The organism is Variovorax multivorans, assembly GCF_051216835.1.
Classification (GTDB): domain Bacteria; phylum Pseudomonadota; class Gammaproteobacteria; order Burkholderiales; family Burkholderiaceae_C; genus Variovorax.
The window spans coordinates 277,790-300,263 of record NZ_JBPJZL010000009.1; the positions used below are offsets into that span (position 1 = coordinate 277,790).

The 22,474-nt window shown below is 64.4% G+C and carries 23 protein-coding genes; 9 read left to right on the forward strand and 14 right to left on the reverse strand.

What is annotated here, in order from left to right; translation table 11 throughout:
• Positions 1–218: 218 nt before the first annotated feature.
• The 4 genes from ACSFCA_RS24500 to dkgB all read left to right on the forward strand — a co-directional run bounded on the left by ACSFCA_RS24500 (position 219) and on the right by dkgB (position 4,864).
• Positions 219–1,748 (forward strand): DUF262 domain-containing protein, encoded by a 1,530-nt coding sequence (locus tag ACSFCA_RS24500; protein WP_435461083.1) that lies wholly within the window; start codon positions 219–221, stop codon positions 1,746–1,748.
• Positions 1,745–2,551 carry a hypothetical protein gene (locus tag ACSFCA_RS24505; RefSeq protein ID WP_435461084.1) on the forward strand — a complete coding sequence of 269 codons (807 nt, stop codon included), beginning with the start codon at positions 1,745–1,747 and terminating at the stop codon, positions 2,549–2,551. The genes ACSFCA_RS24500 and ACSFCA_RS24505 overlap by 4 nt, the downstream gene beginning before the upstream one ends.
• Before the next feature lie 249 nt (positions 2,552–2,800).
• On the forward strand, positions 2,801–4,003 hold the full coding sequence (locus ACSFCA_RS24510; protein WP_435461085.1) for an MFS transporter: 1,203 nt from the start codon (positions 2,801–2,803) through the stop codon (positions 4,001–4,003).
• Positions 4,004–4,045: 42 nt separating this feature from the next.
• Positions 4,046–4,864 carry a 2,5-didehydrogluconate reductase DkgB gene (gene dkgB, locus ACSFCA_RS24515; protein WP_435461086.1) on the forward strand — a complete coding sequence of 273 codons (819 nt, stop codon included), beginning with the start codon at positions 4,046–4,048 and terminating at the stop codon, positions 4,862–4,864.
• Positions 4,865–4,886: 22 nt separating this feature from the next.
• Here the strand turns inward: dkgB and ACSFCA_RS24520 are convergent, their stop codons facing one another.
• The 10 genes from ACSFCA_RS24520 to ACSFCA_RS24565 all read right to left on the reverse strand — a co-directional run bounded on the left by ACSFCA_RS24520 (position 4,887) and on the right by ACSFCA_RS24565 (position 12,715).
• Positions 4,887–5,426 carry a hypothetical protein gene (locus tag ACSFCA_RS24520; RefSeq protein WP_093173108.1) on the reverse strand — a complete coding sequence of 180 codons (540 nt, stop codon included), beginning with the start codon at positions 5,424–5,426 and terminating at the stop codon, positions 4,887–4,889.
• 54 nt (positions 5,427–5,480) lie between these two features.
• Complete coding sequence (locus ACSFCA_RS24525; RefSeq protein ID WP_435461087.1) at positions 5,481–6,488, reverse strand: patatin-like phospholipase family protein; 1,008 nt, start codon at positions 6,486–6,488, stop codon at positions 5,481–5,483.
• A 188-nt stretch (positions 6,489–6,676) separates the two neighbouring features.
• Positions 6,677–6,931 carry a hypothetical protein gene (locus ACSFCA_RS24530; protein WP_435461088.1) on the reverse strand — a complete coding sequence of 85 codons (255 nt, stop codon included), beginning with the start codon at positions 6,929–6,931 and terminating at the stop codon, positions 6,677–6,679.
• Between the two features lie 141 nt (positions 6,932–7,072).
• Positions 7,073–7,378, reverse strand: a complete 306-nt coding sequence (locus ACSFCA_RS24535) for a hypothetical protein (protein ID WP_093173114.1) — start codon at positions 7,376–7,378, stop codon at positions 7,073–7,075.
• The gene (locus tag ACSFCA_RS24540; protein ID WP_093173116.1) at positions 7,375–7,926 is read right to left on the reverse strand and encodes a hypothetical protein; all 552 of its coding nucleotides are present in this window, start codon (positions 7,924–7,926) and stop codon (positions 7,375–7,377) included. Before ACSFCA_RS24540 ends, ACSFCA_RS24535 begins: the two co-directional genes overlap by 4 nt.
• Positions 7,927–8,016: 90 nt before the next feature.
• Positions 8,017–8,511: a nucleoside deaminase gene (locus tag ACSFCA_RS24545; protein ID WP_435461089.1), complete on the reverse strand. Its 495-nt coding sequence runs from the start codon at positions 8,509–8,511 to the stop codon at positions 8,017–8,019.
• Between the two features lie 5 nt (positions 8,512–8,516).
• Positions 8,517–9,794: a cyanate transporter gene (locus ACSFCA_RS24550; RefSeq protein WP_435461090.1), complete on the reverse strand. Its 1,278-nt coding sequence runs from the start codon at positions 9,792–9,794 to the stop codon at positions 8,517–8,519.
• Positions 9,791–11,002 carry an amidohydrolase family protein gene (locus tag ACSFCA_RS24555; protein WP_435461091.1) on the reverse strand — a complete coding sequence of 404 codons (1,212 nt, stop codon included), beginning with the start codon at positions 11,000–11,002 and terminating at the stop codon, positions 9,791–9,793. The genes ACSFCA_RS24550 and ACSFCA_RS24555 overlap by 4 nt, the downstream gene beginning before the upstream one ends.
• A 25-nt stretch (positions 11,003–11,027) precedes the next feature.
• Positions 11,028–12,503, reverse strand: coding sequence for a sodium:solute symporter family protein (locus ACSFCA_RS24560; protein WP_435461092.1), 1,476 nt, complete (start codon positions 12,501–12,503; stop codon positions 11,028–11,030).
• The gene (locus ACSFCA_RS24565) at positions 12,500–12,715 is read right to left on the reverse strand and encodes a DUF3311 domain-containing protein (RefSeq protein WP_435461093.1); all 216 of its coding nucleotides are present in this window, start codon (positions 12,713–12,715) and stop codon (positions 12,500–12,502) included. The genes ACSFCA_RS24560 and ACSFCA_RS24565 overlap by 4 nt, the downstream gene beginning before the upstream one ends.
• 167 nt (positions 12,716–12,882) lie before the next feature.
• Between ACSFCA_RS24565 and ACSFCA_RS24570 the strand changes: the two genes are divergently transcribed.
• Entirely contained in the window at positions 12,883–13,647 is a 765-nt protein-coding gene (locus ACSFCA_RS24570) for a GntR family transcriptional regulator (RefSeq protein WP_435461094.1), read from the forward strand.
• A 63-nt stretch (positions 13,648–13,710) separates the two neighbouring features.
• Entirely contained in the window at positions 13,711–14,622 is a 912-nt protein-coding gene (locus ACSFCA_RS24575) for a DMT family transporter (RefSeq protein ID WP_435461095.1), read from the forward strand.
• A gap of 27 nt (positions 14,623–14,649) precedes the next feature.
• Here ACSFCA_RS24575 and ACSFCA_RS24580 read toward each other — a convergent pair whose 3' ends face one another.
• Positions 14,650–15,651, reverse strand: a complete 1,002-nt coding sequence (locus ACSFCA_RS24580) for a Bug family tripartite tricarboxylate transporter substrate binding protein (RefSeq protein ID WP_435461096.1) — start codon at positions 15,649–15,651, stop codon at positions 14,650–14,652.
• Positions 15,652–15,792: 141 nt separating this feature from the next.
• Between ACSFCA_RS24580 and ACSFCA_RS24585 the strand changes: the two genes are divergently transcribed.
• The 3 genes from ACSFCA_RS24585 (at position 15,793) to ACSFCA_RS24595 (ending at position 18,839) form a co-directional block, all read left to right on the forward strand.
• Complete coding sequence (locus tag ACSFCA_RS24585; RefSeq protein ID WP_435461097.1) at positions 15,793–17,457, forward strand: MBL fold metallo-hydrolase; 1,665 nt, start codon at positions 15,793–15,795, stop codon at positions 17,455–17,457.
• Positions 17,454–18,176, forward strand: a complete 723-nt coding sequence (locus tag ACSFCA_RS24590; protein WP_435461098.1) for an RNA pseudouridine synthase — start codon at positions 17,454–17,456, stop codon at positions 18,174–18,176. The genes ACSFCA_RS24585 and ACSFCA_RS24590 overlap by 4 nt, the downstream gene beginning before the upstream one ends.
• Positions 18,177–18,296: 120 nt before the next feature.
• Positions 18,297–18,839 (forward strand): hypothetical protein, encoded by a 543-nt coding sequence (locus ACSFCA_RS24595; protein ID WP_093078555.1) that lies wholly within the window; start codon positions 18,297–18,299, stop codon positions 18,837–18,839.
• On the opposite strand, the gene ACSFCA_RS24600 is transcribed toward ACSFCA_RS24595, so the two are convergent.
• The 3 genes from ACSFCA_RS24600 to ACSFCA_RS24610 are packed head-to-tail and all read right to left on the reverse strand — an operon-like array spanning position 18,829 to position 22,471.
• Positions 18,829–20,052 carry a multidrug effflux MFS transporter gene (locus tag ACSFCA_RS24600; protein ID WP_435461099.1) on the reverse strand — a complete coding sequence of 408 codons (1,224 nt, stop codon included), beginning with the start codon at positions 20,050–20,052 and terminating at the stop codon, positions 18,829–18,831. The genes ACSFCA_RS24595 and ACSFCA_RS24600 overlap by 11 nt on opposite strands.
• Positions 20,049–21,533 carry an efflux transporter outer membrane subunit gene (locus ACSFCA_RS24605; RefSeq protein WP_435461100.1) on the reverse strand — a complete coding sequence of 495 codons (1,485 nt, stop codon included), beginning with the start codon at positions 21,531–21,533 and terminating at the stop codon, positions 20,049–20,051. Before ACSFCA_RS24605 ends, ACSFCA_RS24600 begins: the two co-directional genes overlap by 4 nt.
• Positions 21,530–22,471, reverse strand: coding sequence for an efflux RND transporter periplasmic adaptor subunit (locus ACSFCA_RS24610; RefSeq protein ID WP_435461101.1), 942 nt, complete (start codon positions 22,469–22,471; stop codon positions 21,530–21,532). The genes ACSFCA_RS24605 and ACSFCA_RS24610 overlap by 4 nt, the downstream gene beginning before the upstream one ends.
• Between the last annotated feature and the right edge of the window lie 3 nt (positions 22,472–22,474).

Below are 22,474 nucleotides of genomic sequence, written 5' to 3' on the forward strand. Positions count from 1 at the left end.
TTTCATCGCAGGGGTTTTAGCGGGCTTCCAAACCCGATCGCGTTTTATCGCGACGGCGGAGTATATCCGCGACACCTCAAACTACATAAGGCGTTGTTGCCTTCAGATCGGCACGCCATTCGATCGATACTGGGTTAATAAAATCTGACACTTGGTGTTTGCAACCATACACTACACGCCGCAGCGCGCTAACCTTAGCATCAGGAACGGAAGTAATTATGGATTTCCAATCATCACAATACAGCATCGATTTCTTAATTCAAAGAATTCGCGCAGGACGCCTAGCACTGCCAGATTTTCAAAGAGAGTTTGTTTGGAATCCCGCTCGCGTCGTTGAATTATTGGACAGCGTTGCCAGGCAATGGCCAATAGGATCTTTATTACTTCTGAATGGTCCACAACCTTTTGCCTTCCGAGAAATCGACAGCGCACCCAAAATCACTGGAAAGCAGCTAGATGCATACATATTGGATGGTCAACAAAGAATCACCGCCCTCTATCACGCAATAACTGACTCATCTGAGATCTGTTACTACATAGATTTTTCCGCGCTGACGAATGGCGACGACGGCCATATCAAATGGGAAAAGCGAGCCATTTTTGAGAAAATCTATGGCACAAAAGAAAATAGAGCAAAGGAGTTAATTGCTTTAATTTCAGAGATCTGGGAATTTGAGACATTTTACGAATGGCTCGAACACACTCCTGCTGAGGCGGAAAAGAGCAAGATAGTAAATCTTCGTGAGAGAAAGCTGGGAGGCTTGCAGTCAAAGGTATACAAGGTAATGGCTATCGAGCTAGAACAAGAAATCGATCTAGAAGCCTTGGCCAGAATATTCGAAACGCTAAATAGAACTGGCGTAAAGCTTAATGCCTTCGACCTAATGGTTGCAGCCCTCTATCCCAGCGGATTTCATCTTCGAGATGAATGGGACACTGCTTTACGGGCAACTCCCATATTGCAAGAAATCAATCCGGATGCACTGGAAGTTCTGAAATTACTTGCTCTTTTAGTTCGCTTCGAGCATGGCCCAAAGGCCGCCAAGGGTGTCCGGCAGGGTGATCTTCTAGCCATTGATCGAAATCTTATAAAAGACGGCTGGTCGAGTGCGCTAGATTTATATATCAGAACCCTGAAGTACTGCGCAAATAGATTTGGTGTAATCTCTGAAGACCTCGTTCCGTCGTGGTCGATGATTTTGGGAGTGGCAGGCTGGCTGAATAAACCTAACATTGACGACGATTTAATCACCGAATGGTGGATAAATCGACTGTTTGGCCAGTATTATTCTCAAGCTGCAAATACGAGAGTTGTCGCAGACTTTTCTTACATCAGTGATGGAATCTATCTTCAAACACCAATTTCGAAGATCGAGTACGCCAGCGCATTTAAACAACCGGCGCGACGCAACGGGCTTCTTGCAAGAGGTATAGGTGCTCTATTGGTCCAAGCTGGGGCAAGGGACATTCTCACTGGAGAAGCTATACCTGCCGCCAGTATTACTCTCAGGGCCATTGATCGAAGCGCCGGGCTTCGAAGCATCAACTCAGAAGACACAATGGAATCAATTGTTGTTCTCTCTGCAGAATCAGATCGCAAGCTACCGCGAGCAGTTCCATTAATGGCGCTGGATGAAACTGCCTTTTCAGCACTTAAAAGCCAAGGAATCGAACCTCCGGCATTTCTCAGAAATCTCGATTCCATTTTTCAGAACTATAACTCCGCTTGGGCAGGCGACCACCAATGAAGTTCATCAAATACTGGGGAATCAGAGTTACGGCCCTCCTCTGCGCTATAGCGCTTTGGTTTTCCACTGCCTATTGGCTTCCTTTATTATCCTCGCATATTGCAAGCTTAAGTCCTGAATGCAAATTTCAGGGAAGTTCTGAATGCGAGAAGTTTTTCAGCAAGCTGGGAACAACAGGTGATTTATTCGGCTCAGTGACTTCGTTATTTTCTGGCCTTGCATTGTTTGCTGTAGCCATCACTTTGTGGGCAGATTCGCGCGCCAGAAGGGAGGGATTAAAACCGCTGGTAATTGCAAATATTGAAGAAAAAGTGGGATTTGAGCGCGCAATGCTGACTGAGCCAAAGAAAATTGACTTCATTGCCGCGATCAACATCTCCAATCAAACCAGCGACACTGCTCTAAACGTTTTTGTTACAGGAAAATTGAAATGCGATGACTGCACTTTTGATTTACCTGAAATCCGACTAGAGGCCCCACTTGTTCAAGCAATAAGTCGAAAACTGGAAGTTAGGCACGCACTTTCTGGTCAAGAATTACCGAAACTGCTGGCAACCTTAACCGAAGAAAATAAATTCATCCTTTTAACACTTATTACAACTTACGAGAGCTTGGAAAATGTCGCTTGGTCGACATCGGTTGTCTATGAGCTTCGATGCTTGAAACAGGACGACATTACTCGACTCAATGTTTTCAGAGCAGGCAATCAAGTCGCGTTTGATGAGCAGTGGAGCGCAAAACCACTTGTTTTACTTGAGTCACAAGTGCAAAAGGGGTCATGGAAACACAAGAAGATTCATTGAATTTCTTGAGCACGCCGGCGAGCGCAAAGCAAGTCGTGGTTATTTAGGCTGCCCATCACGAATCGACCCCTAGCCTTTGTGTTGAGATTGAGAGCAATCGGCATCTTCAGCCCGATGGCTCATCAGATTTTGTGTAGTGTTTGTGGCATCAGATAATTGATTTGCAGTCAACTATCTTCTGCCCCAACCCCCATTTATCCGCAAAGGTAACCGCAAGACACTCCTCTACATCCAAGAAGGAGTGCTCTCATGCCAATCGCCTTGCTCGCGCTGACCCTCAGCGCCTTCGCCATCGGGACGACCGAGTTCGTCATCGTTGGCCTCATCCCCACTGTGGCCGCCGACCTCGGCATCGGCCTTCCCTCGGCCGGCCTGCTGGTCAGCCTCTACGCGCTGGGCGTCGCCATCGGCGCGCCGGTGCTCACGGCCCTCACGGGCAAGCTGCCGCGCAAGGCGCTGCTGCTCGGGCTGATGGCGCTGTTCACGGTCGGCAATCTGCTGGCGTGGAAGGCGCCGAGCTATGAATCGCTGATTGCCGCCCGCGTGCTCACGGGGCTAGCGCACGGGGTGTTCTTCTCCATTGGCTCGACGATTGCCACCGGCCTGGTGCCGAAGGAAAAGGCGGCGAGCGCCATCGCGATCATGTTCACCGGCCTCACTGTGGCGCTGGTCACGGGCGTGCCGCTGGGCACGTTCATCGGGCAGCACTTCGGCTGGCGCGAGACTTTCCTGGCCGTGTCGGCGCTGGGCGTTATCGCCTTCATCGGCAGCTGGATCTTTGTGCCCAGCAACATCCGCCACACGCCGCCGGCCTCGCTGGCGCAGCAGGCCAAGGTGTTGGCCGAGCCGCGCCTGTTGCTGGTGTATGCGAAGACGGCCATCGGCTATGGCGGCTCGTTCATTCCGTTCACGTTTCTCGCGCCGATCCTCACCGACGTGTCTGGCTTCAGCGCCGGCGCGGTGGGCTGGGTGATGCTGGTGTACGGCGTGTCGGTGGCGGTGGGCAACATCTGGGGCGGCAAGCTGGCCGACCGCATGGGCCCGATTCCGGCGCTGAAGATCATCTTCGCGCTGCTGGCTGCGGTGCTGCTGGTGTTCAACTTCGCGGCGCCGCACAAGTGGCTGGCTCTGCTGGCGGTGCTGATGTGGGGCGCGGTGGCTTTCGGCAACGTGCCGGGGCTGCAGGTGTACGTGGTGAAGCAGGCCGAGCGCTTCACGCCGCAGGCGGTGGACGTGGCCTCGGGCCTGAACATCGCGGCCTTCAACCTGGGCATTGCCGGCGCAGCATGGGCCGGTGGACTGATCGTGACGCACCTTGGGCTGATGCACACGCCGTGGATTGGCGCGCTGGTGGTGCTGGTGTCGCTGGCCCTCACGCAGTGGAGCGGCACGCTTGATCGACGTGCCGGTATTCCGGTTCGCGCTTCGGGGCCGGTGCCGGTCGGTCACTGAACCTCCCCTCTTTTTTTTCAACACACAAGGACAACACACATCATGAACACGAGCAACAACACCATTCCCGCCTTCGGCCTCGGCACCTTCCGCCTGAAGGGCCAGGTGGTCATCGACTCGGTGAAGAACGGCCTCGACGTGGGCTACCGCACCATCGACACGGCGCAGATCTACGGCAACGAAGCCGAGGTGGGCCAAGCCATTGCCGAAAGCGGCGTGGCCCGCAGCAGCCTCTTCATCACCACCAAGATCTGGACCGACAACTACGCCAAAGACAAGCTGGTGCCCAGCCTGAAAGACAGCCTCGCCAAGCTGCGCACAGACCATGTCGACCTCACGCTCATCCACTGGCCCTCGCCCGGCAACGCCGTGCCGGTAGCCGAGTTCATGGGTGCGCTGGCCGAGGCCAAGGCGCAGGGGCTCACGAAGCACATTGGTGTGTCTAACTTCAACATCGCGCTGATGAAGGAAGCCATTGCGGCCGTGGGCGCGGAGCAGATCGCCACCAACCAGATCGAGCTGCACCCCTACCTGCAGAACCGCAAGGTGGCTGAGTTCGCGAAGAGCCAGGGCATTCACATCACTTCTTACATGACGCTGGCTTACGGCAAGGTGCTGGGCGACCCGGTCATCGAGGCCATTGCCAAGGCGCACGGCGCGACCACGGCGCAGGTGGTGCTGGCGTGGGCGATGCAGCTGGGCTACGCGGTGATTCCGTCGTCTACCAAGCGTGCGAACCTTGAAGGCAATCTGCGCGCGCAGCAGCTGAAGCTGACGGATGCGGAAATGGCGCAGATTGCGGTGCTTGACCGCAATGAGCGCCTTACCGATCCGGCCGGTCTGTCGCCGGCCTGGGACTGATTGGCCGCCGGTTTCATGCCTCCTACCAATACACAGGCTTGAACCCCCAGGCCTGTGCTTCGAACCCGGTGAAGCTGATGGGGTTGGCCACGGCACTCGCTCCGGAGGTGTTGCTGGTGAGCCCGATGACCACCGGCGCCTGCGCATTGCTCGCCCCGAATTTGCTCTGGATGTACCAGTAGCCTGGCACTTCGGTGGACAGCAGGCTCCAGAGCTGCGTGTCGGAGTCGCCCAGCGCCTTGGGCTGCATCACCACCGGCCCCGAGCCGGTGGTGGCATGGGGTTGCAGGGTCATGACGTACTCGGAGCCCATCAGCGTCTGCAGGTACCACCATCCCGGCGCCAGCGGCCCCGCGGGGACGAACAGCCACTGCTGGTTGACGGTCTCGGGCTGGTTGACGGTGAACCCGATGACCTGGGTGTCCTTTGCGGCGCTGTTCCCGTACACGTCCAGCACATAGTGGTTGCCGGGCAGGTATTGGATGTAGTACGGCCCGAGGTTCAGTTCGCCCGTGGAAGTGCCGGGTGCTTTTGCTGCCCCCTTTGTTGCGATAGTCGACATCGTCGTTTCTCCTTTCCAGGAATGCGTTTGCTTGCTGCTGTTTGTGGATGCCGCTCAGGGCAGCACGGGGCCGTGGTCGTGTTTGACCCAGTACTTCTCCACGAGGACTTCCGCATGCGCGATGTCGGCATGCTTGCCCTTGTCCTGCAGCAGGTCGATGGCCTGCTGGTAGGTCGTGTTCTCCGGAATGAAGAACGGCAGCGTCGGGTTGATGTTCGTGTAGCGGTCGCCCAGCAGCATCTTCGCGATCATCGGCATGAGCTCTGTCGATGTGCCGTTGAGGCACATGTCGAGCATCGGCGAAGGCCTCGCCTGGTTCATGAGGAACGGCGGCGTGTTGTTGAACGGATTTGCAACGCCGTTCATCCACTGGTCGGCGCCCCAGTTGTGGGTGTCGCTGGCAACCCAGTCGGGCATGTAGCCGGTGCCGAAGGTAATGGCCGTGATGTCCTCGAGCTTGTGCCCGGCCTTCACGGCCAGCGCAATCGCAGCGACGGTAGGGTCGTGATTGAAGAAGGCGCCGTCTACGTTGCCTTCATAAGAGCCCAGCTGCCCCGGCATTGCGCCGCTCGAAGTGGCCGCCTTCGCGATGGTCACGTCGCCGAGTTCGGGGTCCATGTTCGTGTACATCAACGGCTTCCACGGTGTCGGCGTCTGCAAGGAGTCCTTCACCTCGAGCCCGCCGACGTTGAAGGACACGAACAGCACCTTCTGCCAGTCGACTTCAGAGACTTTCATTTCCTTGTGCAGTTCGAACTGCGAGTCGTAGACATCCGTGATCTTGTACGCGGGCTCCTTCGGGTTCGTGTTCATGTTGTCGTAGAACTCGATCTCGCCCCTGCCCTCGCGCGTGGTGAAGAAGGTGATGAGTTCCGGCGGCGTCGTTCCCGCCAGTAGCTCGCTCGTGATGATCGAGCCCGTCGAACACCCGGCGATGAGGTCGGTGTTTTCGAGGATGTTCGGGAACTTCGTGTACAGCTCGTTCAGGATCGTGACCGACATCAGCCCTCGTATGCCACCGCCAACGAACGAGAGGATGGTGAATTTCGTGTTTTCCGCCATTGCCAACTCCTTTCAAGAGAAATGACTTCCATGAAATAAATTCCCGGCCGGGGAAGCGGAGTCTGGGCGCTGGTCGCGTTTGTCGCTACGAGTGAAATCCCGTTCAATCCATCAGCGTAATTCCGAAGGCCGCGCAACGATTCGGAACGCACCACAGTGGGACAAAAGCTGCGCGAAGGTACTCGTCTTCATGCAGCTGAGTTGCAAAATTCGTCGAGCGCGTACCTAAGTTCGCGCTCCTCTTCAAGGGTCAGCGCAAGTGCCAGTTCGCGAAAGCTGGATTGGTAGCAGGGCAACATCAGCGCTGCGGTGAGTGCGTTGGCGTTATTGCTGCTGTTGTTTGCGATGTGCGCGTGGCACGCGGCGATGCTTCGATAGATATCGATCGCCTGTGCAACCAGTGCAGAGGGTTGCGTTGTCGCGGTGTTCCTGACGCTGCTCATGCCGACTCCTCATAGCGCGCTTCGTATCGCGCCATGAGGCAACTCTATTCACGCTGGCTTGCGGTGGGGAGTAACAACATCGTCGTGAATCGCGCGCTGGCGGCGCTCGAGTAGCCAGCGCAGGTGAACTCTTGAAGAACGCTAGAGCCCGAAGGTCGCGACCGAGGCCCAGAACGCTACCCAAACTGCACCAAAGCCCACCAGAACCATCGCGACCACGAAGACCACGAGATAGCTCAGGCGAGTCACGATACTCGGCGTGCTCGGAACGCAGCGCCAGTAGATCAGCGCCGCCCAGAGAAGCAGTGTGACCGCCACGACTGCCGCGACGGGCCCCGACAGCGGCATGATTCGATGCCGCTCCAATGCCGTCAGGCAGACATTCAGGACCGGGATAGACACGGCCCAGGCCAGCACGTTCAATACGAGGCGCAAGGCGACTCTCATCGGATCGCCTCGCCCTTGAAGAAGTGTCCGGACATGGGGCTTTCCCATCCGGGCGTCTGGAAGCCCGGTGTGGCGATCAGTGGCACGTAGCCCATGACGCTCTTGAGCAGACCTGCGACGTACGAACTGCTGTTGTATTCGCCCGGGCGCATCCGCGATCCTCGGATGTTCTTTGGCACCGAGTACGGAGCTACGTAGCTCGAAAAGCTCTGTGAGTTGACGACCAACCTGCGTGCGAACTCCTGCCGGCTCATGCCCTCGGGCGGTTGGAGTTGGATCCTCACCTTCACCCCGGCGGGGAGCGAGTTCTCGTACTTGTTGGTCCTGATCAAGCCCATGTTCTTGAAACCTGCCTCGGTCATCGTCGGTTGACCATCGATCACGGTGATACCGCTGTACGCGTCGTCGATGATGATGGACAAATGTAAATCGGGCGGATCGGGCCAGCTGACGTATCCAGCCAGACCTGCGGCGATGCGCCCATAGAGGGTAACGGTGGGCTCCGAGTGCTGCGCCCGTGCGACGGAATTCGCGCCTGTAGTAGTCATAGATCCTCCCCTTTTGAAATCTCGAAACTGATTTTTTCGAGAAGCATACGGGGTGGATATTTCAGCCACTCAGGCAGCTGCGCGGGCGCTTCAGGAACCCCTACGCGTCGCAGCCCAGTCCGAAAGAATCTGCACAGCCTCACGGTCGAGCTTCTGTTCGGCAGGCAGGCTGCGCTGTGCAAGCATGGCGCCCGCTTCGGCGCGCAGCGCCTCGACATCGATGGGGTGCCGCGCCGCCACCGTCACGCCCTTGAAGGCCTCGCCCGACTGCGCGAGCGACGCCGCGTAATACAGCTTCGCGATACCCGCGATATGCATCGCCGCCACGCACATGGCGCAGGGTTCGCACGAGGTGTAGAGCTCGCAGCCCGACAGGTTCACGGTGCCGAGCTTGCGGCAGGCGTCGCGGATGGCTTCGACTTCGCCGTGCGAGGTGGGGTCGGAGTGGGCGACGGAATGGTTGAAGCCTTCGCCGACGATCACGCCGTCTTTGACGACGACGGCGCCGAAGGGCTCGGTGCCGGGCTCCTGGAGCGCTTGTGCCGAGAGGGCCAGTGCGCGCTGCATGAATTGCTGTTGGTACATGGTGTTCAGGCCTTTCTGGCGCTGCTGTCCAGCGCCGTGAGCGTGTTCGTGGCGTGGTGCGTTTTCGGCGAGAAGAGCCCCGCCGTTGCCGCGGCATAGCGCCGCGGATCGAAGCACAGCATGAGCGGCAGCAGCAGCACCACGACTACGGCAAGGTAAGCCCATGCAAGCGTGAAGCCACCGGTGTGCTCCCGCACCCAGCCGGTGACGGAGGGCGCGAGCGCCGCGATCATGAAGCCGACGCCTTGCATGAAGCCGGCCAGCGCGCCGGCCTGTGCCGGGTCTGGCAGGTGATCGAGCGCCAGCACCATGCACAGCGAGAACGCACCGCCGAGGCCGAAGCCCAGCACGACGGCGATGGCGACGGCCGGCACGGGCGCATCGAAGGTCAGCGCGCAGAAGCCCGCCAGTTGCGCAACCAACGTGAGCACGAGCCAGGGCCGCAGGTCGCCCCCCCGGCTGCGCGCGATGGCGGGCATGGCGAGCGCGGCGACCACCTGCGCGGCCGTCATCAGCGCGAGCACCGAGCCGCCCTGCTGTGCGGTCCAGCCCTGCTGGGCATAGAAGTGCGGCAGCCACGCGACGAGGCTGGTGTAGCCACCGTTGATGAGGCCGAAGCACGCAGCCAGCAGCCATGCGCGGCGGCTTGCGAAGCAGCGCAGCCACGAGAGGTGCCGGCGCGGCGCATCGGCGACAGTGAATTCCATGCGCCGCATGTTGAGCCAGTACAGCAGCGCGAAGGTTGCGAGCAAGGCCCAGATTGCGAGGCCCGCGTGCCAGTCGGGCTGCGCGCCGCCGAATGCGTGCGCCACCCACGGGCTGGCCATGGCGCCGAGCCCGCCGCCGCCCATGATTGCGGCGGAGTACAGCCCCGTCATCACGCCGATGCGCGCCGGGTAAGCCTGCTTCACCACGCCGGGCATCAGCGCCTGCACCAGCCCGACACCCGCGCCCGCGAGCGCCGCACTCCACAGCAGAGCAGCCGCGCCGCCCGCCACATAGCGGCTCGCACAGGCGAAAGCAATGGCCCCGAGCCCGAGCGCGACACCGCCGCGCGCGCCGATGCGCTGGCCGACCGCCGCGCCGCACAGTGACGTGGCTCCCATCGCGAACATCGGCAGCACCGTGAGCAGCGCCACCGCATGAAAGCCGATGCCGGTCGCAAGGCGTATGGGTTCGAGCAGCGGGCTGCTCGACGTGAGAAAGGCGCGCAGGTTCAGCGCCACCAGCACGATCACTACCGCGAAGGCGACGCCTCCGTCACGACTGCGGCCAGTCTTCACAAAGACGCCACGTCGGCCTGCAGCACGCCGTTGCGCGCCACGATGCGGCCGCCCGCCACCACCAGCTTGCGCACGGGCCGCGACACCACGGCCTGCGCGACCGTTTGCGCATCGACCAGCACCAGGTCGGCGCGGTTGCCTGGCACGAGGCCGTAGGCTTCGAAGCCGCAGCCACGCGCGCCGGAATGCGTGACGGTGTCGAGCGCCACTTCGATCTCGTCGTCGCGGCGCAGGTTGTAGCGCAGGCCGATGATCATGGCGCGCTCGAGCATGTCGGGGTTGCCGTAGGGCGACCAGGTGTCGCGGATGCCGTCGTTGCCGCCGAGCACGGTCACACCGGCCTGCCGGCAGGCCATGAGCGGCGGCACGGTGCGCGAAGGCGGCGCGCTGGTAATGAGCACCACGCCCAGCCTGGCCATACGCGCGAGCAGCGCTTCGCGCTCACGTTCGCTCACGTCGCCGAGGCAAAAGCCGTGGCTGATGGCCACCCTGCCCTGCATGCCCAGCGCCTCGGTGCGCTGCAGGATGAGGTCGAGCGAAAACGCGCCCATGGCGCCGGGCTCGTGCAGGTGGATGTCGATGGGGCGCTGGTGCTTGTCGGCAATGCCGAACAGCACGTCGAGCGACTTCACCGGCTCGCCGTCGATGGCGCAGGGGTCGAGCCCGCCCAGCACGTCGGCGCCCAGCGCCAGCGACCGTTCGAGCAGATCGGCCGTGCCGGGCCGCCCGAGCAGGCCCGACTGCGGGAAGGCGACGATCTGGATCTGCTGCACATCGCGCAGCGCCTCGCGCGTGCGCAGGGTGCCTTCGAGGTGGCGCAGGCCGGCCTGCGTGTCGACGTCGACGTGCGTGCGCAGCCGCGTGGTGCCGAGCGCGAGAAAGGCCTTGGCCAGCACCAGCGACTGCGTGGCCGCGTCGTGCCCGCTGGAGTGGCGAAAGGCGCGCTCGTTCTCGATCTTGTCGGTGAGGTTGGTGCCGACCTCATTGCGATACCAGTCCATGCCCCACATCGTCTTGTCGAGGTGGGTGTGGCCTTCGACGAGGCCGGGCAGCAGCAAGGCGCCCTGGCCGTCTTCGATGGTGGCGCTGGCCGGCGCGGCAAGCGCAGCGCCAAGCTCGGCGATCTCGGTGATGCGCCCGTCCTGCACCCGCACGTCGACCGGGGAAGCGCCCATGGGGCGTACGTTGCGGATCAGGAGCGATGGCATGTTGAGAATCCGTTCGTTGAAAGCATCAGGCAGGTTGCGCTGCAACGGTACGCGGCACGATGCGCGCGGTGAAGAGGGCCACGATCACGAACACCAGCGCATTCGTCGCCAGCGCCACGAGCCCGATGTTGAGCGACTTGAAGACGACCGGTGCAGCCGGGAACAGCGTACCCAGGTTCGAGCTGGTGGTCATCATGAAGGCCAGCACCGCGCCGCCCGCCAGGATGCCCGCGAAGGCCGCGTGCTTGTTGCCGAAGGGCTTCTTCATGAGGCTGAACAGCAGCGAGGGCAGCAGCTGCGTGAGCAGGCTCGACGCGAAGATGGCTACCGACACGATGGTGGTGCCGCCGCGCAGCACGAAGTACACCGCCACCAGCGCAAACACCGGCAGCACGCCGCGTGCCACGCGCGACACCTGCTTGTCGGTGGCGTTGTGCGCGAAGCCTTCCTTGTAGACGTTCTTGCCGATCACGGTGGAGGCCGTGAGCAGAATCATCGAGCCCGGCACCAGCGCGGTGAGCACGCCCGTGCCGCCGATCACGCCGACGAACCATGGGTCGAAGGTGTGCTTTGCCAGCCCGAACAGCGCAAGGTCGACCTCAGAGCCCTTGAGCCCCGGCACCTGCAGGATGGCCGCGAAGCCGACGAGGAACAGGAAGGCGATGACCACCTGGTACAGCGGCATCAGGATGGTGTTGCGGCGCACCGCGCTCGCGCTTCTGGCGGCATACACCGAGGTGAGGTTGAACGGGTACAGGTAGTAGCCCAGCGCCGTCAGCAGGATGGTCGAGTTGTACCAGGTGAGGTTCAGGCCTTCTTTCGGGAACTCGAAGAAGCCCGGGTTGGCCGCGTGGATGGCGGTGAACATGGGCGTGACGCCGCCGTAGTAGTGCCACGGCAGGTAGATGCCGAGGAACACGGCGAGCGCGAGGATGAGCACGTCTTTCACGATGGCGATGCTGGCCGAACCGTGGATGCCCGAGAACAGGATGTAGCTCACCATGACCACGGTGCCGATCCAGATGGCAACCTGCGGCGCGATGGAGCCGTACGAGGCCTCCGACACGATGATGCCGAGCCCTCGCAGCTGGATGGTCAGCAGCGCGACCATGCCCATGAGTGCCACGATGGACACCAGCACGCCGAGCGGGCGGCTGTCGTACTTGTGCGCGAAGAAGTCGGAGAACGACACCAGCTTGTGCGCGGTGGCGTAGCGCCAGATGGCAGGCAGCATCCAGAAGGCCATGAGGTAGGCCAGCCCGCCGTAGGCCAGGATGTAGAAGGCCGGCGAGCCCTTGCTGTAAGACCAGCCGCTCGCACCCAGGAAGGTGAAGGTGGAAAACGATTCGCCCGCCATCAGCAGGAACACCATGATGGCGCCCAGCCCGCGCCCGCCGAGCGCCCATTGCTCCAGGCTCATGGTGCGGCCGCGCCGCGCGAGCACCGCGAGGCCCAGCGCGCCGACCACGAACAGGGCAATCACGCCGAGTGCGGCGTTCATCGGGCGTCTCCGGTGGCCGTGGCGGGCGCATCGAGGTCGCCTTCGGCGCGGTCGATGACCACCATGATCAGCGAGGTCAGCACCAGCCAGCTGACGTTCCACACCATCAGAAAGGGCATGCCGAGCACGAAGGTGGGCGCGACGGAGGACAGCCATCCCCCGCTGAAGAAAGCGGCTACCGGCAGCGCGGCCAGCCATTTGGCGGATTTCATGGATTGCCTCGATTCCTGTTCTGGTTGAGATTCGAATTCAATTTTGGTCAACCATACACAATTATTTTGGTTAACCAAACGAGACGAATGGTACGGAGCGAGAGGGGCCGCGTCAATCCGGGGGATTTCCCGGAGGCGACACGGCGCGGGCAATAATCCCCACGCCTATGCCTTCCACCGCACGCAAAACCCCCACTTCCGCCGCCCCTGCAGAGCCCACCGACGCCGACGACACGAACGTGGACGAACGCGTCTACGCCGCCGTGTCGAAGGCGCTGCTCAGCGGCAAGCTGCGCCCCGGCACTCCCCTGCGCGAACGCGCGCTGGCCGAGGCGCTGGGCTGCACGCGCGGTGCGGTGCGCAAGGTGCTGGCGCGGCTGGGGTCGGAAAAACGGCTGGTGCTGGAGCACAACCGCGGCGCCTTCGTGCCCAACCCGTCCATCGACGACATGCGCGGCATCTACCGCGCGCGCCGCATCGTCGAAGCCGGGCTGGTGACCACGCTGTTCGGCAACCTCGAACGCGAGCAGGTGGCCACGCTGCGCAAGCACGTGCAGGCGGAGCAGAAGGCGTTCAAGGAAGGCAGGCGCGAAGACTCAATCCGGCTGGCGGGCGACTTCCACCTGCTGCTGGCGGAGATGGCGGGCAGCGACGAACTGCTGTCGTACATCCGGCGGCTGATTTCGAACACCGAGCTCTACAAGGCGCTGTACGACTCCGCCGAGGCCGCAAGCTGCGCGCCGCGCGAGCATGAGCAGATCATCGAAGCGCTGACGACGGGCAAGTCGCTCGACAAGGCGCTGGCCGTGGCGCTGGAGCATCTCGACGAGCTGGAGCAGCGCGTCATCGCAGGCGCAGCGGCCGAGCAGGAAGTGGACCTGGCGACGCTGCTGAACGGCGGCGGCAACACCGCGCACGGGCACAGCCACTGAGGCATCCACGCTTCGCTCGCGGGCGAAGTGTCGGTTGGCAGGGCTCGCGATGATCGGGGCACCATGCACACGCTCTCCCCCGCCAGCAAGCCCCACACCAACGTCGCCTTCGAATGGGCGCTGCTCGCGCTGCTTGCCACCTGCTGGGGCGCTTCGTACACCTTCATCAAGATCGGCGTCGCGACGATCCCGCCGGTCACGCTGATTGCGGCGCGCACGTTGATTGCCGGCTTGCTGCTGCTCGCGGTGCTGCGCATGCGCGGCGTGAAGCTGCCGACGGAGCCGGCGATGTGGTGGCGCTTCGCGCTGCAGGCATGCCTGAACAGCGTGCTGCCCTTCACGCTCATTGCGTGGGCTGAACGCAGCGTCGATGCGGGCCTGGCGACCATCCTCAACTCGACCTCGCCGATCTTCATCTTCCTGCTGGGGCTGGGCCTCGGCGGCTCCGAGAGGCCCACGCTGCGCCGCCTGTTCGGCGTGGGTGCGGGGCTGGCGGGCATCTGCCTGATCGTCGGCTTCGAGGCGCTGAACGGGCTCGGGCATTCGCTGCTCGCGCAACTCGGGCTGGTGGCCGCCGCCGTCTGCTACGGCTGCGCCGCGATGTTCGGCCGCGTGTTCAAGGGGCTGGACCCGATGGTGCCGGCCGCCGGTTCGCTGCTGAGCGGCACGGCGATGCTGCTGCCCGCAAGCCTTGTGATCGACCGGCCGTGGACGCTCGCGCCGTCAGCGGCTTCAATGATGGCGGTGCTGGCGCTCGCGGTGCTCTCTACTGCACTGGCCTTCACGATCTACTTCCGGCTCATCAAGACGCTGGGGCCGATGTCGACGGCCGCGCAGGCCTATCTGCGCGTGCCCATCGGCGTGATGATCGGCGTGGTGTCTCTTGGTGAGGCACCGGCGCCCACGGCGTGGGCCGGCCTTGCCTGCATCATGGCCGGCGTGATCGCGATGACGATGCCGGCGCGCCGGGCGTGAACTGAACCACGGCCCGTAGCTGGCAGCTCAGTCGATGCTGATGTTCGCGGCCTTCGCGACTTCGGCCCACTTCACGCGATTGTCGTGCACGGTCTTCTTGAACTGAGCCGGCGATTCGATGCGCACGGTGTTGCCCTGGCTCTCGAAGCGCTCGCGGATCTCGGGCTGCTCGAGCACCGCCTTCACGGCGACATTGAGCTTGTCGACGATCTGCGGGTCGGTGCCCTTGGGCGCGAAGATGCCGAACCAGATCGAGCTGTCGAAGCCCTTGGTGCCCGGCAGGCCGCTCGATGCGATGGTGGGCACTTCTTTCACCGCCGGCACGGCCGCTGCGGTGGTCACGCCCAGCAGGCGCACCTTGCCGGCCTTGTAGTGCGGAAGGATGGTCTGCACCTGGTTCATGATGCAGCAGGTCTCGCCGCGCACCACCGAAGTGATGGCCTCAGGGCCGCCCTTGTAGGGCACGTGCACCATGTTCAGGCCCAGGCGCGAATTGAATTCGGCAAAGGCCATGTGCGTGCCTGCCCCGTTGCCTGTAGATGCATAGTTGTACTTGCCGGGGTTGGCCTTGACCAGCTCGACGAATTCCTTCAAGGTCTTGACGTTGATCACGTCGGGATTGATGGTGAGCACGTTCGACACGTCGAGCACCGGCGCCACCGGAATGAAGTCGGCTTCCACGTCGAAGGGCAGCTTTTTGTAGAGCGCGGCGTTGCTGCCGTGCGTGGCGGCTGTGCCGAAGGCAAGCGTGTAGCCGTCGGGTTTCGAGTGGGCCACGTAGTCGCTGGCGATGTTGCCTGCGGCGCCAGACTTGTAGTCGATGACGACGGGCCGGCCCAGCTGCTTTGCCAGCGGCTCCTGGATGACGCGGGCCACCACGTCGACGCCCGAGCCGGCCGGAAAGCCCATGATCAGCGTGACGGGTTGCTGCGGCCAGTCCTGTTGAGCGAAGGCCGCAGGCACAGCTAGCGAGGCCGCGGCCAGCAGCAATACGCGGCGGGCAAGACGAGTGAGTGGAGAATGGGCCATGACAGTCTTTCGGTCGTTCAGTCTTTTGTCTTCAATGCACGCAGTGCAAGCGCGGATTGTGGCGCGCCGCTGATGCCCGATTCCATATGAGCTTATGCGCGGCGACATGCATGTATCGCGCCTGCTCCCCATAATTGCCCCATGGTCCGTTCCTCCCAACAACTACACACCCCACGCGAGCCCGCGCCCCTGCGCGCGGCCGCCACGGTGCTGCTGCTGCGCGACAGCGCCACCGGCATCGAAGTGCTGATGACCCGCCGCTCGGCCACAGCCAGTTTCGCGCCCGGCGCGTATGTCTTTCCCGGCGGCCACATCGACGACGCCGACGAAGCGGCCAAGCGCATCGCCACGCGCCGCCACACACAAAGCCGCGTGCAGCGCACGCAGGCCATCGCGGCCATTCGCGAGGCTTTCGAAGAGCTGGGCATCCTGCTCGCACACCATGCCGACGGAAGCCCTGTCAGAGCCGAAGAAGTCGCGGCAATGGACCGCGGCAACACCGCCGGCACCGCCTTTGCCGACCAGTGCGCGGCCCGCGGGCTGGTGCTCGACTCAGACCGCGTGTTCACCTTCGCGCACTGGATGACCGACCGCGACCTGCCCAAGCGCTTCGACGTGCCCTTTCTGGTGGCGCGCATGCCCGAAGGCCAGACGCCCACTGCCGACGAGAGCGAGCAGTTCGAGCCCAGCTGGGTGCATCCGGCCGATGCACTCGCGCGCCATGAGGCCGGCACCTTCTTCATGATTTTCCCGACCGTGCGCACGCTGCAGCGCATGGCCGCGTACCCCACCGTCGATGCCCTGCTCGCGGCCTGTGCCAGCGAGGCCCCGCTGTGGACCAGCTGCCCGCGCGCCGGCCTGCTCAAGGGCGAGGACGCGCGCTACATGGAACACGAGTCGCCCTATGGCGAACTCGCTCTGGTGTGCCCCGATGGCCAGCTCCTGCACGCGCTCGACTGGCAGAGCGAGCACCCAGTGCCGCTGCTGAAGAACATGATGCGCCTCACCGCGCCCAACCCGAGCGCGATGACCGGCCCGGGCACCAACAGCTACATCGTGGGCGACGCGGCCACGGGCTACATCGTGATCGACCCGGGCCCGAACGACTTCGACCACATCGGCCGGCTGTGGCGCGCTACGAAGGGCGACATCCGCATGATCGTCTGCACGCACTCGCATGCCGATCACTCGCCGGGTGCGGCGCCGCTGCAGGCGCTGTGCAAGAACGGCAAGCCGCCGATCCTGGGCCTGGCCTCGAAGCCGACCGCGCGTGCCACCGCGCGCTTCACGCCCGAGCGCGAACTGGCCGATGGCGAGCGCCTCGTGCTGTCGGGTGCCGCTGCCGATGGTGAGCCCGTCTCACACACGCTGCGCGTGATCCACACGCCCGGCCATGCAGCCAACCACCTGTGCCTGGTGCTGGAAGAAGACGGCCTGCTGTTCTCCGGCGACCACATCCTCAACGGCAGCACCACGGTGGTCGATCCGCCCGATGGCGACATGACGGCGTACCTCGATTCGCTCGACACGCTCGACGCGGCCTGCGAGGCCGGCGGCATCGAGTTCATCCTGCCCGCGCACGGCTACGCGATCGGCTTTGCACGCACCGCCATCGGCATGCTGAAGGCGCACCGCCTGAGGCGCGAAGCCAAGATCGCTGCTGCCATGCAGAAGCTGCCCGAAGGCACGCCCGAAGAATGGCTGCCGCTGGCCTACGACGACGTGTCCGAACGCATGTGGCCGGTGGCGGCCCGTTCGCTGGCCGCGCACGTGGCGCGCATCCGCCAACTGGCGGCGCCCCGATGAACATGAAAACTGCTCCTGTCGAAGACGAAGGCATCCGCCTTGCCAAGCGCGTGGCCGCAATGGCCGGCGTGTCGCGCCGCGAAGCCGAACTGCTGATAGAGAACGGCGCGGTGCGCGTCGACGGCGTGCCGCAGATGCTGCCGCAGTCGCGCGTGCTGCCGCACCAGCAGGTCGAGATAGAGGCCGGCGCCAAGCCCGAGCCTGTGGTGCCTGTCACATTGCTTCTGTACAAGCCTGCCGGCATGGCAACCGACACCGCGCACCGCCTGCTGGTGGCTGCGAACCATCACGAGCCCGAGCGCGCCGGACAGCGCTTTCTGCCGGCGCATGCAAAGGCACAGCGCTGCATGACGCCGCTCGAAACCGGCGCCAGCGGGCTGGTCGCGTACACGCAGGAGTTCCGCATCGAACGCAAGCTGCAGGAAGACGCCGGAATCCTCGAACACGAGGTGATGGTGGACGTGGCCGGCCCGGTGAGCCCCGAGGTGCTGGCGCGGCTGGAGCGCTCGCCGGCGCGCGTGAGCATCGGCCGCCAGAGCGACGAACAAACGGGCCTGCGCTTCGCGCTCAAGGGCGCGCGGCCAGGGCAGATTGCCAACATCTGCGACGGCGTGGGCCTGCGCATTCTGGCGATGCGGCGCATCCGCCTCGGCCGCGTGCCGCTGGCGGGGCTGCAGCCCGGCCAGTGGCGCTATCTCGCACCCCACGAACGCTTCTAGAACAACAACGAAGAAAAAGAAGAGAAGAGAAAGAGGACGACAACGACGATGCACCGCATGTTCGCGGCCTGCAATTTTCAGCCAGCGGCCCCGATGGGCCGCCGTCAGGGAGACTGAGCCATGAAGTTCGGACCACCGAGCACCGCCCTGGCCTGCACCGTGCCTTTGGCACTGGTGGCGGGCTGTACGCTTTTCGCGCCACCACCGCCGCCCGCGCCACCGGCACCACCGCCTGCCGTGGTCTCGAAGGACGGCCTGGCGCCCATCACAGAAGAACAGGTCGAGCGCATCCGCGAGGCCATCGGCGGCAAGCCGCCCAGCCCGGCCGTCGGCAAGGTGGTGCGCAGCGCCTCGCCGACCATCGAGTCCTTCGTGCGGACCGAGGGCTGCATCACCGCGCGCAACGGCGCGGTGCTCAACCCCTTTGCAGCGTCCGGCCGCCTGTTCGACGGCACGGGCTTCCAGGGCGGCCCGATGTCGGAAATGCAGTACCACGACAAGACCGCCTGCGTGACGGTGAAGCGCATCCAGAACTGGAAGATGGTCACGCCGAAGCTGCTGCGCTTCGAGGTGGTCTATGTGGGCGACGACGGCGAAGAGCGCGCCGTGAAGCGCCATGAGCTGATGCGCCAGCCCAAGGGGGGCTGGCTTTTCACGCGCTGAGGGCTGCGGCTGCGCGCTTCTGCGCGCGCAGCGCCACCGCGAACGACAGCTGCGCCACGATGCCCGCCCCCGCCAGCACGATGGCCGAGGCCAGTGCGGGGTTGCGGTGGCCCATGCCGGCGAGCGCGGTGCACAGCGCGCCCACGGCCATCTGCGTGAAGCCGTAGAGGCCCGAGGCCGAGCCGATGACCTGCGGGTTCACGCTGATCGCCTGCGTGAGCGCCGCCGGCGATGCCATGCCGGCACCAACCGTGAACAGGAACATGCAGGCGACGATGAGCGGCACCGAAAGGTGATCGGCAAGCGCCGCGCCCAGCAGCACGAAGGCCGCAGCCACGCTCAGCGCATTCGAGCGAACCATGAGGCGGTCGACCCGCACGCGCGAGATCAGGTGGCTGGTGAGAAAGCTGCCGAGCCACACGCCCGACACCAGGATGGCCAGGTAGATGCCCGCCTCGTGCGCCGGCCGGTGCAGCTGGTCCACGAAGATGAAGGGCGCCGAGGCGATGAAGGCATACATCGACGTGGTGGCGCAGCCGCCACCGACCGAGAAGCCCAGAAACGCCGGCGAGGCCAGCAGCTTCCTGTAGTTGCGCGCGAGGTCCCGCGCATTGACGGCCACGCCGGGCGCGCCGGTTTCGGGCAGCAGGCGCCAGGTGAACAGGAAGCCGATGACACCGAGGGCAAAGAGCGCGTAGAAGATCGAGCGCCAGCCCAGCGCAGTGGCGAGCGCACCGCCGAGCAGCGGCGCGAGGCTCGGGCCGATGGTGACCATCAGGTTCATCAGCGCGAGGCGACGTGTGGCCTCTTGCGGCTCGGCCGTGTCGCGCACGATGCTGCGGCCGAGCACGAGGCCGGCGCAGCCACCGACCGCCTGGAACAGGCGCGCCGCGATGAGCGAATGCACTTCGGGCGCAACCACGGCCGCAAGACCCGCCACGCAATAAAGCCCCAGCCCGAACAGCAGCACCGGCCGCCGCCCGTAGCGGTCGGCCAGCGGGCCGTAAACCAGCTGGCCCACTGCCAGGCCGAAGATGTAGAGGCTCACCGTCATCTGCATGGCGCCGATGCCAGCCCCGAGGCTCTTTGCGGCGATGGGCAGCGCGGGCACGAAGATGTGCATGGCCAGCGTGCCGCTGAAGGTGACCAGCGCCAGCAGCCACAGCGGCGCGTGCGGGCGGCGCTGTGGCGCGGAGGCGATGGCTGCGGTCATTGCTTGGTGGTGGTTGCGCCGCCGGTCAGGTTGCCTTGCGCAAGGTTCGCATCTTCAGGCTCCCAGCCGCCGCCCAGTGCCATGAAAAGCATGACCTGGTCGTCGGACAGCTGCGCTTCGCTGGCGGCCAGTGCGGACTCGCTCGCGGCCAGCGCGCGCTCGGCGTCGAGCGAATCGAGGTAGCCGGTGCGGCCGTTCTGGTACAGCTGGCGCGCCTGCCGCGCGACGATGGCGCTCTGGTCGCGCGAGGCTTCCAGCGCGGCCCGGCGGTCGAGTTCGCGGGCGTAGTTGCCGAGCGCGGTCTCGGTCTCGCGCAGCGCGGTGAGCACGGTGCCATCGAACTTGGCGAGCGCGCCGCGCGTGCCGGCTTCGGCCTGCGCGATGCGCGACTGGACCACGCCGGTGTTCGGAATCGTCCACGAGATCAGCGGGCCGAGGCTGTAGCTCATGCTGTCCTTGCGGCCGAAATCGGCGGCGGTGCTGGCCGACATTGCCGACAGGCCGATCGACACGTGCGGGTACAGGTCGGCCGTGGCGACGCCGATGCGCGCGGTGGACGCGGCCAGCGTGCGCTCGGCCTGGCGGATGTCGGGCCGGCGACGCAGCAGCTGCGCGCCGTCGCCCACGGGCAGCACGCCGGCCACGCGCGGCGGCGTGCTGCAGCCGGCGACCTCGCGCGGAAAATCTTGCGGCAGCGCGCCGGTGAGCGTGGCCAGGCGGTACAGCGCGGCCTGGCGGCTGGCCTGCAGCGGCGGCAGCGCGGCGTTGAGCGATTGCAGCTGCGCACGCGCGCGGCCCGCATCGATGGCGCCGGCGCGCCCGGCCTTCTGCAGGCGCTCGGTGACGTTCACCGCGTCTTTCTGCAGGTCGACGGACTTCTGCGCGATCTCCAGGCGCAAGCCGGTGGAACAGGCTTCGGCGTAGGCGCGCGCGGTGCCCGCGGCGACGTTGACGCGCACCAGGTCGAGCGCGGCTTCGGCCGCTTCGGTGTTGGCGGCCGAGGCTTCGATGGCGCGGCGCAGCTGGCCGAACAGGTCGACCTGGTACGACAGCGAGGCGCCCAGGCCGTAGTTGAAGGTGCTCGGCGGCTCGTAGCCGCGCTGCAGCAACTGGATGCCCGACTGGTGGCCGAACGACGGACCGCCGTTCACGCCGATGGTGGGGTACTTGCCGCCGGCCACTTCGTCGTCGATGGCGCGTTCGCGCTCGAGGTTGGCCACCGCCTGGCGCAGGTCGGTGTTGTGCGCGAGGGCCTGTTCGACGAGCTTGTCGAGCAGCGGGTCGTGATACAGGCGCCACCAGTGCGCGGGCAGCGGCGCGGCGTTGGCGGGTGCCTCGGCGAATGGCTTGCCGGCAGCGCTCTGGCTGGCGAGCGCCTCGGGCGGCTGCTTGTAGTCGGGGCCGACCGCCGCGCAGGCCGCGAGCCCGGCGGCAACGGCCAGCGATGCAAGGCGAAATGCGAAGCGGGTCATGCTGTTCATCCCTTCTGCGGCGCTGGGGTCGTTGCCGCCGTCTTCTGCGCCGCCTTGTTCTCCAGCACCTGCACCGTCACCGTCTGGCCCGCGACGAGGCGCGCGCCCTGCGGCAGCGGATCGAGCTTGATGCGCACCGGAATGCGCTGCGCGAGCCGCACCCAATTGAAGGTCGGGTTCACGCTGGGCAGCAGGTTGGCGCTGGTGGAGCGGTCGTGGTCGGCGATGCCGGCAGCCACGCTGTCGACCGCGCCTTCGAACACCGCGCCGCCGCCCATCGGCGTGACGCGCACGCGGTCGCCGAGGTGGATGCGCGGCAGCTTGGTTTCCTCGAAATAGCCTTCGACGTAGAACGATTGCGCATCGACCAGCGCGAGCACCGGGCGGCCCGCCGCGGCGTAGCTGCCCTGGCGCAGGTCGAGGTTGGTAACGAGGCCGTCGGTGGGCGCGCGCACCTCGGCGCGCTGCAGGTTGAGGCGAGCCGAATCGAGCGCCACCTCGGCCTGCGCAACCGCGGCCTGCATCTGCTCGACGCGCGAGCGGGTCTGTTCGCGCGACTCCTTCGATATCAGGTCGTCGAGCCCCGTGTTGCGCGTGTTCTCGCGCTGCGCCTGGGCGCTCTGGGCGCGCTGCGCGGCGAGCACGGCCTGGGCCTGGCGCACGGCGAGGTCGTAGCGCGCACGGTCCACCTCGAACAGCAGCGTGCCGGCAGCGACCGGCTGGTTGTCCTTGATCGGCACTGCGGTGACGAGACCCGACACGTCGGGCGCAATCTGCACGACGTTGGCGCGCACGCGGCCGTCGCGCGTCCACGGCGCGAGTTCGTAGTGGTCCCACAGTCGCAGGCCGGCCCACACGGCGGCGGCCACCACGACCACGGTGAAAAGAACGCGCCCGAGGCGCTGGGCCCACGGGTTTTCTGCGGAAGGACTGGTGGTGGCTTTCATGGA

Bases quoted from the DNA above. Each gene is read 5' to 3' on its own strand.
- ACSFCA_RS24535 (WP_093173114.1), bottom strand. From the start codon at position 7,378: ATGAGAGTCGCCTTGCGCCTCGTATTGAACGTGCTGGCCTGGGCCGTG.
- ACSFCA_RS24565 (WP_435461093.1), bottom strand. From the start codon at position 12,715: ATGAAATCCGCCAAATGGCTGGCCGCGCTGCCGGTAGCCGCTTTCTTC.
- ACSFCA_RS24600 (WP_435461099.1), bottom strand. From the start codon at position 20,052: ATGACCGCAGCCATCGCCTCCGCGCCACAGCGCCGCCCGCACGCGCCG.
- ACSFCA_RS24525 (WP_435461087.1), bottom strand. From the start codon at position 6,488: ATGGCGGAAAACACGAAATTCACCATCCTCTCGTTCGTTGGCGGTGGC.
- ACSFCA_RS24605 (WP_435461100.1), bottom strand. From the start codon at position 21,533: ATGAACAGCATGACCCGCTTCGCATTTCGCCTTGCATCGCTGGCCGTT.
- ACSFCA_RS24560 (WP_435461092.1), bottom strand. From the start codon at position 12,503: ATGAACGCCGCACTCGGCGTGATTGCCCTGTTCGTGGTCGGCGCGCTG.
- ACSFCA_RS24540 (WP_093173116.1), bottom strand. From the start codon at position 7,926: ATGACTACTACAGGCGCGAATTCCGTCGCACGGGCGCAGCACTCGGAG.
- dkgB (WP_435461086.1), top strand. From the start codon at position 4,046: ATGAACACGAGCAACAACACCATTCCCGCCTTCGGCCTCGGCACCTTC.
- ACSFCA_RS24505 (WP_435461084.1), top strand. From the start codon at position 1,745: ATGAAGTTCATCAAATACTGGGGAATCAGAGTTACGGCCCTCCTCTGC.
- ACSFCA_RS24530 (WP_435461088.1), bottom strand. From the start codon at position 6,931: ATGAGCAGCGTCAGGAACACCGCGACAACGCAACCCTCTGCACTGGTT.
- ACSFCA_RS24570 (WP_435461094.1), top strand. From the start codon at position 12,883: ATGCCTTCCACCGCACGCAAAACCCCCACTTCCGCCGCCCCTGCAGAG.
- ACSFCA_RS24580 (WP_435461096.1), bottom strand. From the start codon at position 15,651: ATGGCCCATTCTCCACTCACTCGTCTTGCCCGCCGCGTATTGCTGCTG.
- ACSFCA_RS24500 (WP_435461083.1), top strand. From the start codon at position 219: ATGGATTTCCAATCATCACAATACAGCATCGATTTCTTAATTCAAAGA.
- ACSFCA_RS24555 (WP_435461091.1), bottom strand. From the start codon at position 11,002: ATGCCATCGCTCCTGATCCGCAACGTACGCCCCATGGGCGCTTCCCCG.
- ACSFCA_RS24545 (WP_435461089.1), bottom strand. From the start codon at position 8,511: ATGTACCAACAGCAATTCATGCAGCGCGCACTGGCCCTCTCGGCACAA.
- ACSFCA_RS24520 (WP_093173108.1), bottom strand. From the start codon at position 5,426: ATGTCGACTATCGCAACAAAGGGGGCAGCAAAAGCACCCGGCACTTCC.
- ACSFCA_RS24510 (WP_435461085.1), top strand. From the start codon at position 2,801: ATGCCAATCGCCTTGCTCGCGCTGACCCTCAGCGCCTTCGCCATCGGG.
- ACSFCA_RS24585 (WP_435461097.1), top strand. From the start codon at position 15,793: ATGGTCCGTTCCTCCCAACAACTACACACCCCACGCGAGCCCGCGCCC.
- ACSFCA_RS24595 (WP_093078555.1), top strand. From the start codon at position 18,297: ATGAAGTTCGGACCACCGAGCACCGCCCTGGCCTGCACCGTGCCTTTG.
- ACSFCA_RS24575 (WP_435461095.1), top strand. From the start codon at position 13,711: ATGCACACGCTCTCCCCCGCCAGCAAGCCCCACACCAACGTCGCCTTC.
- ACSFCA_RS24590 (WP_435461098.1), top strand. From the start codon at position 17,454: ATGAACATGAAAACTGCTCCTGTCGAAGACGAAGGCATCCGCCTTGCC.
- ACSFCA_RS24610 (WP_435461101.1), bottom strand. From the start codon at position 22,471: ATGAAAGCCACCACCAGTCCTTCCGCAGAAAACCCGTGGGCCCAGCGC.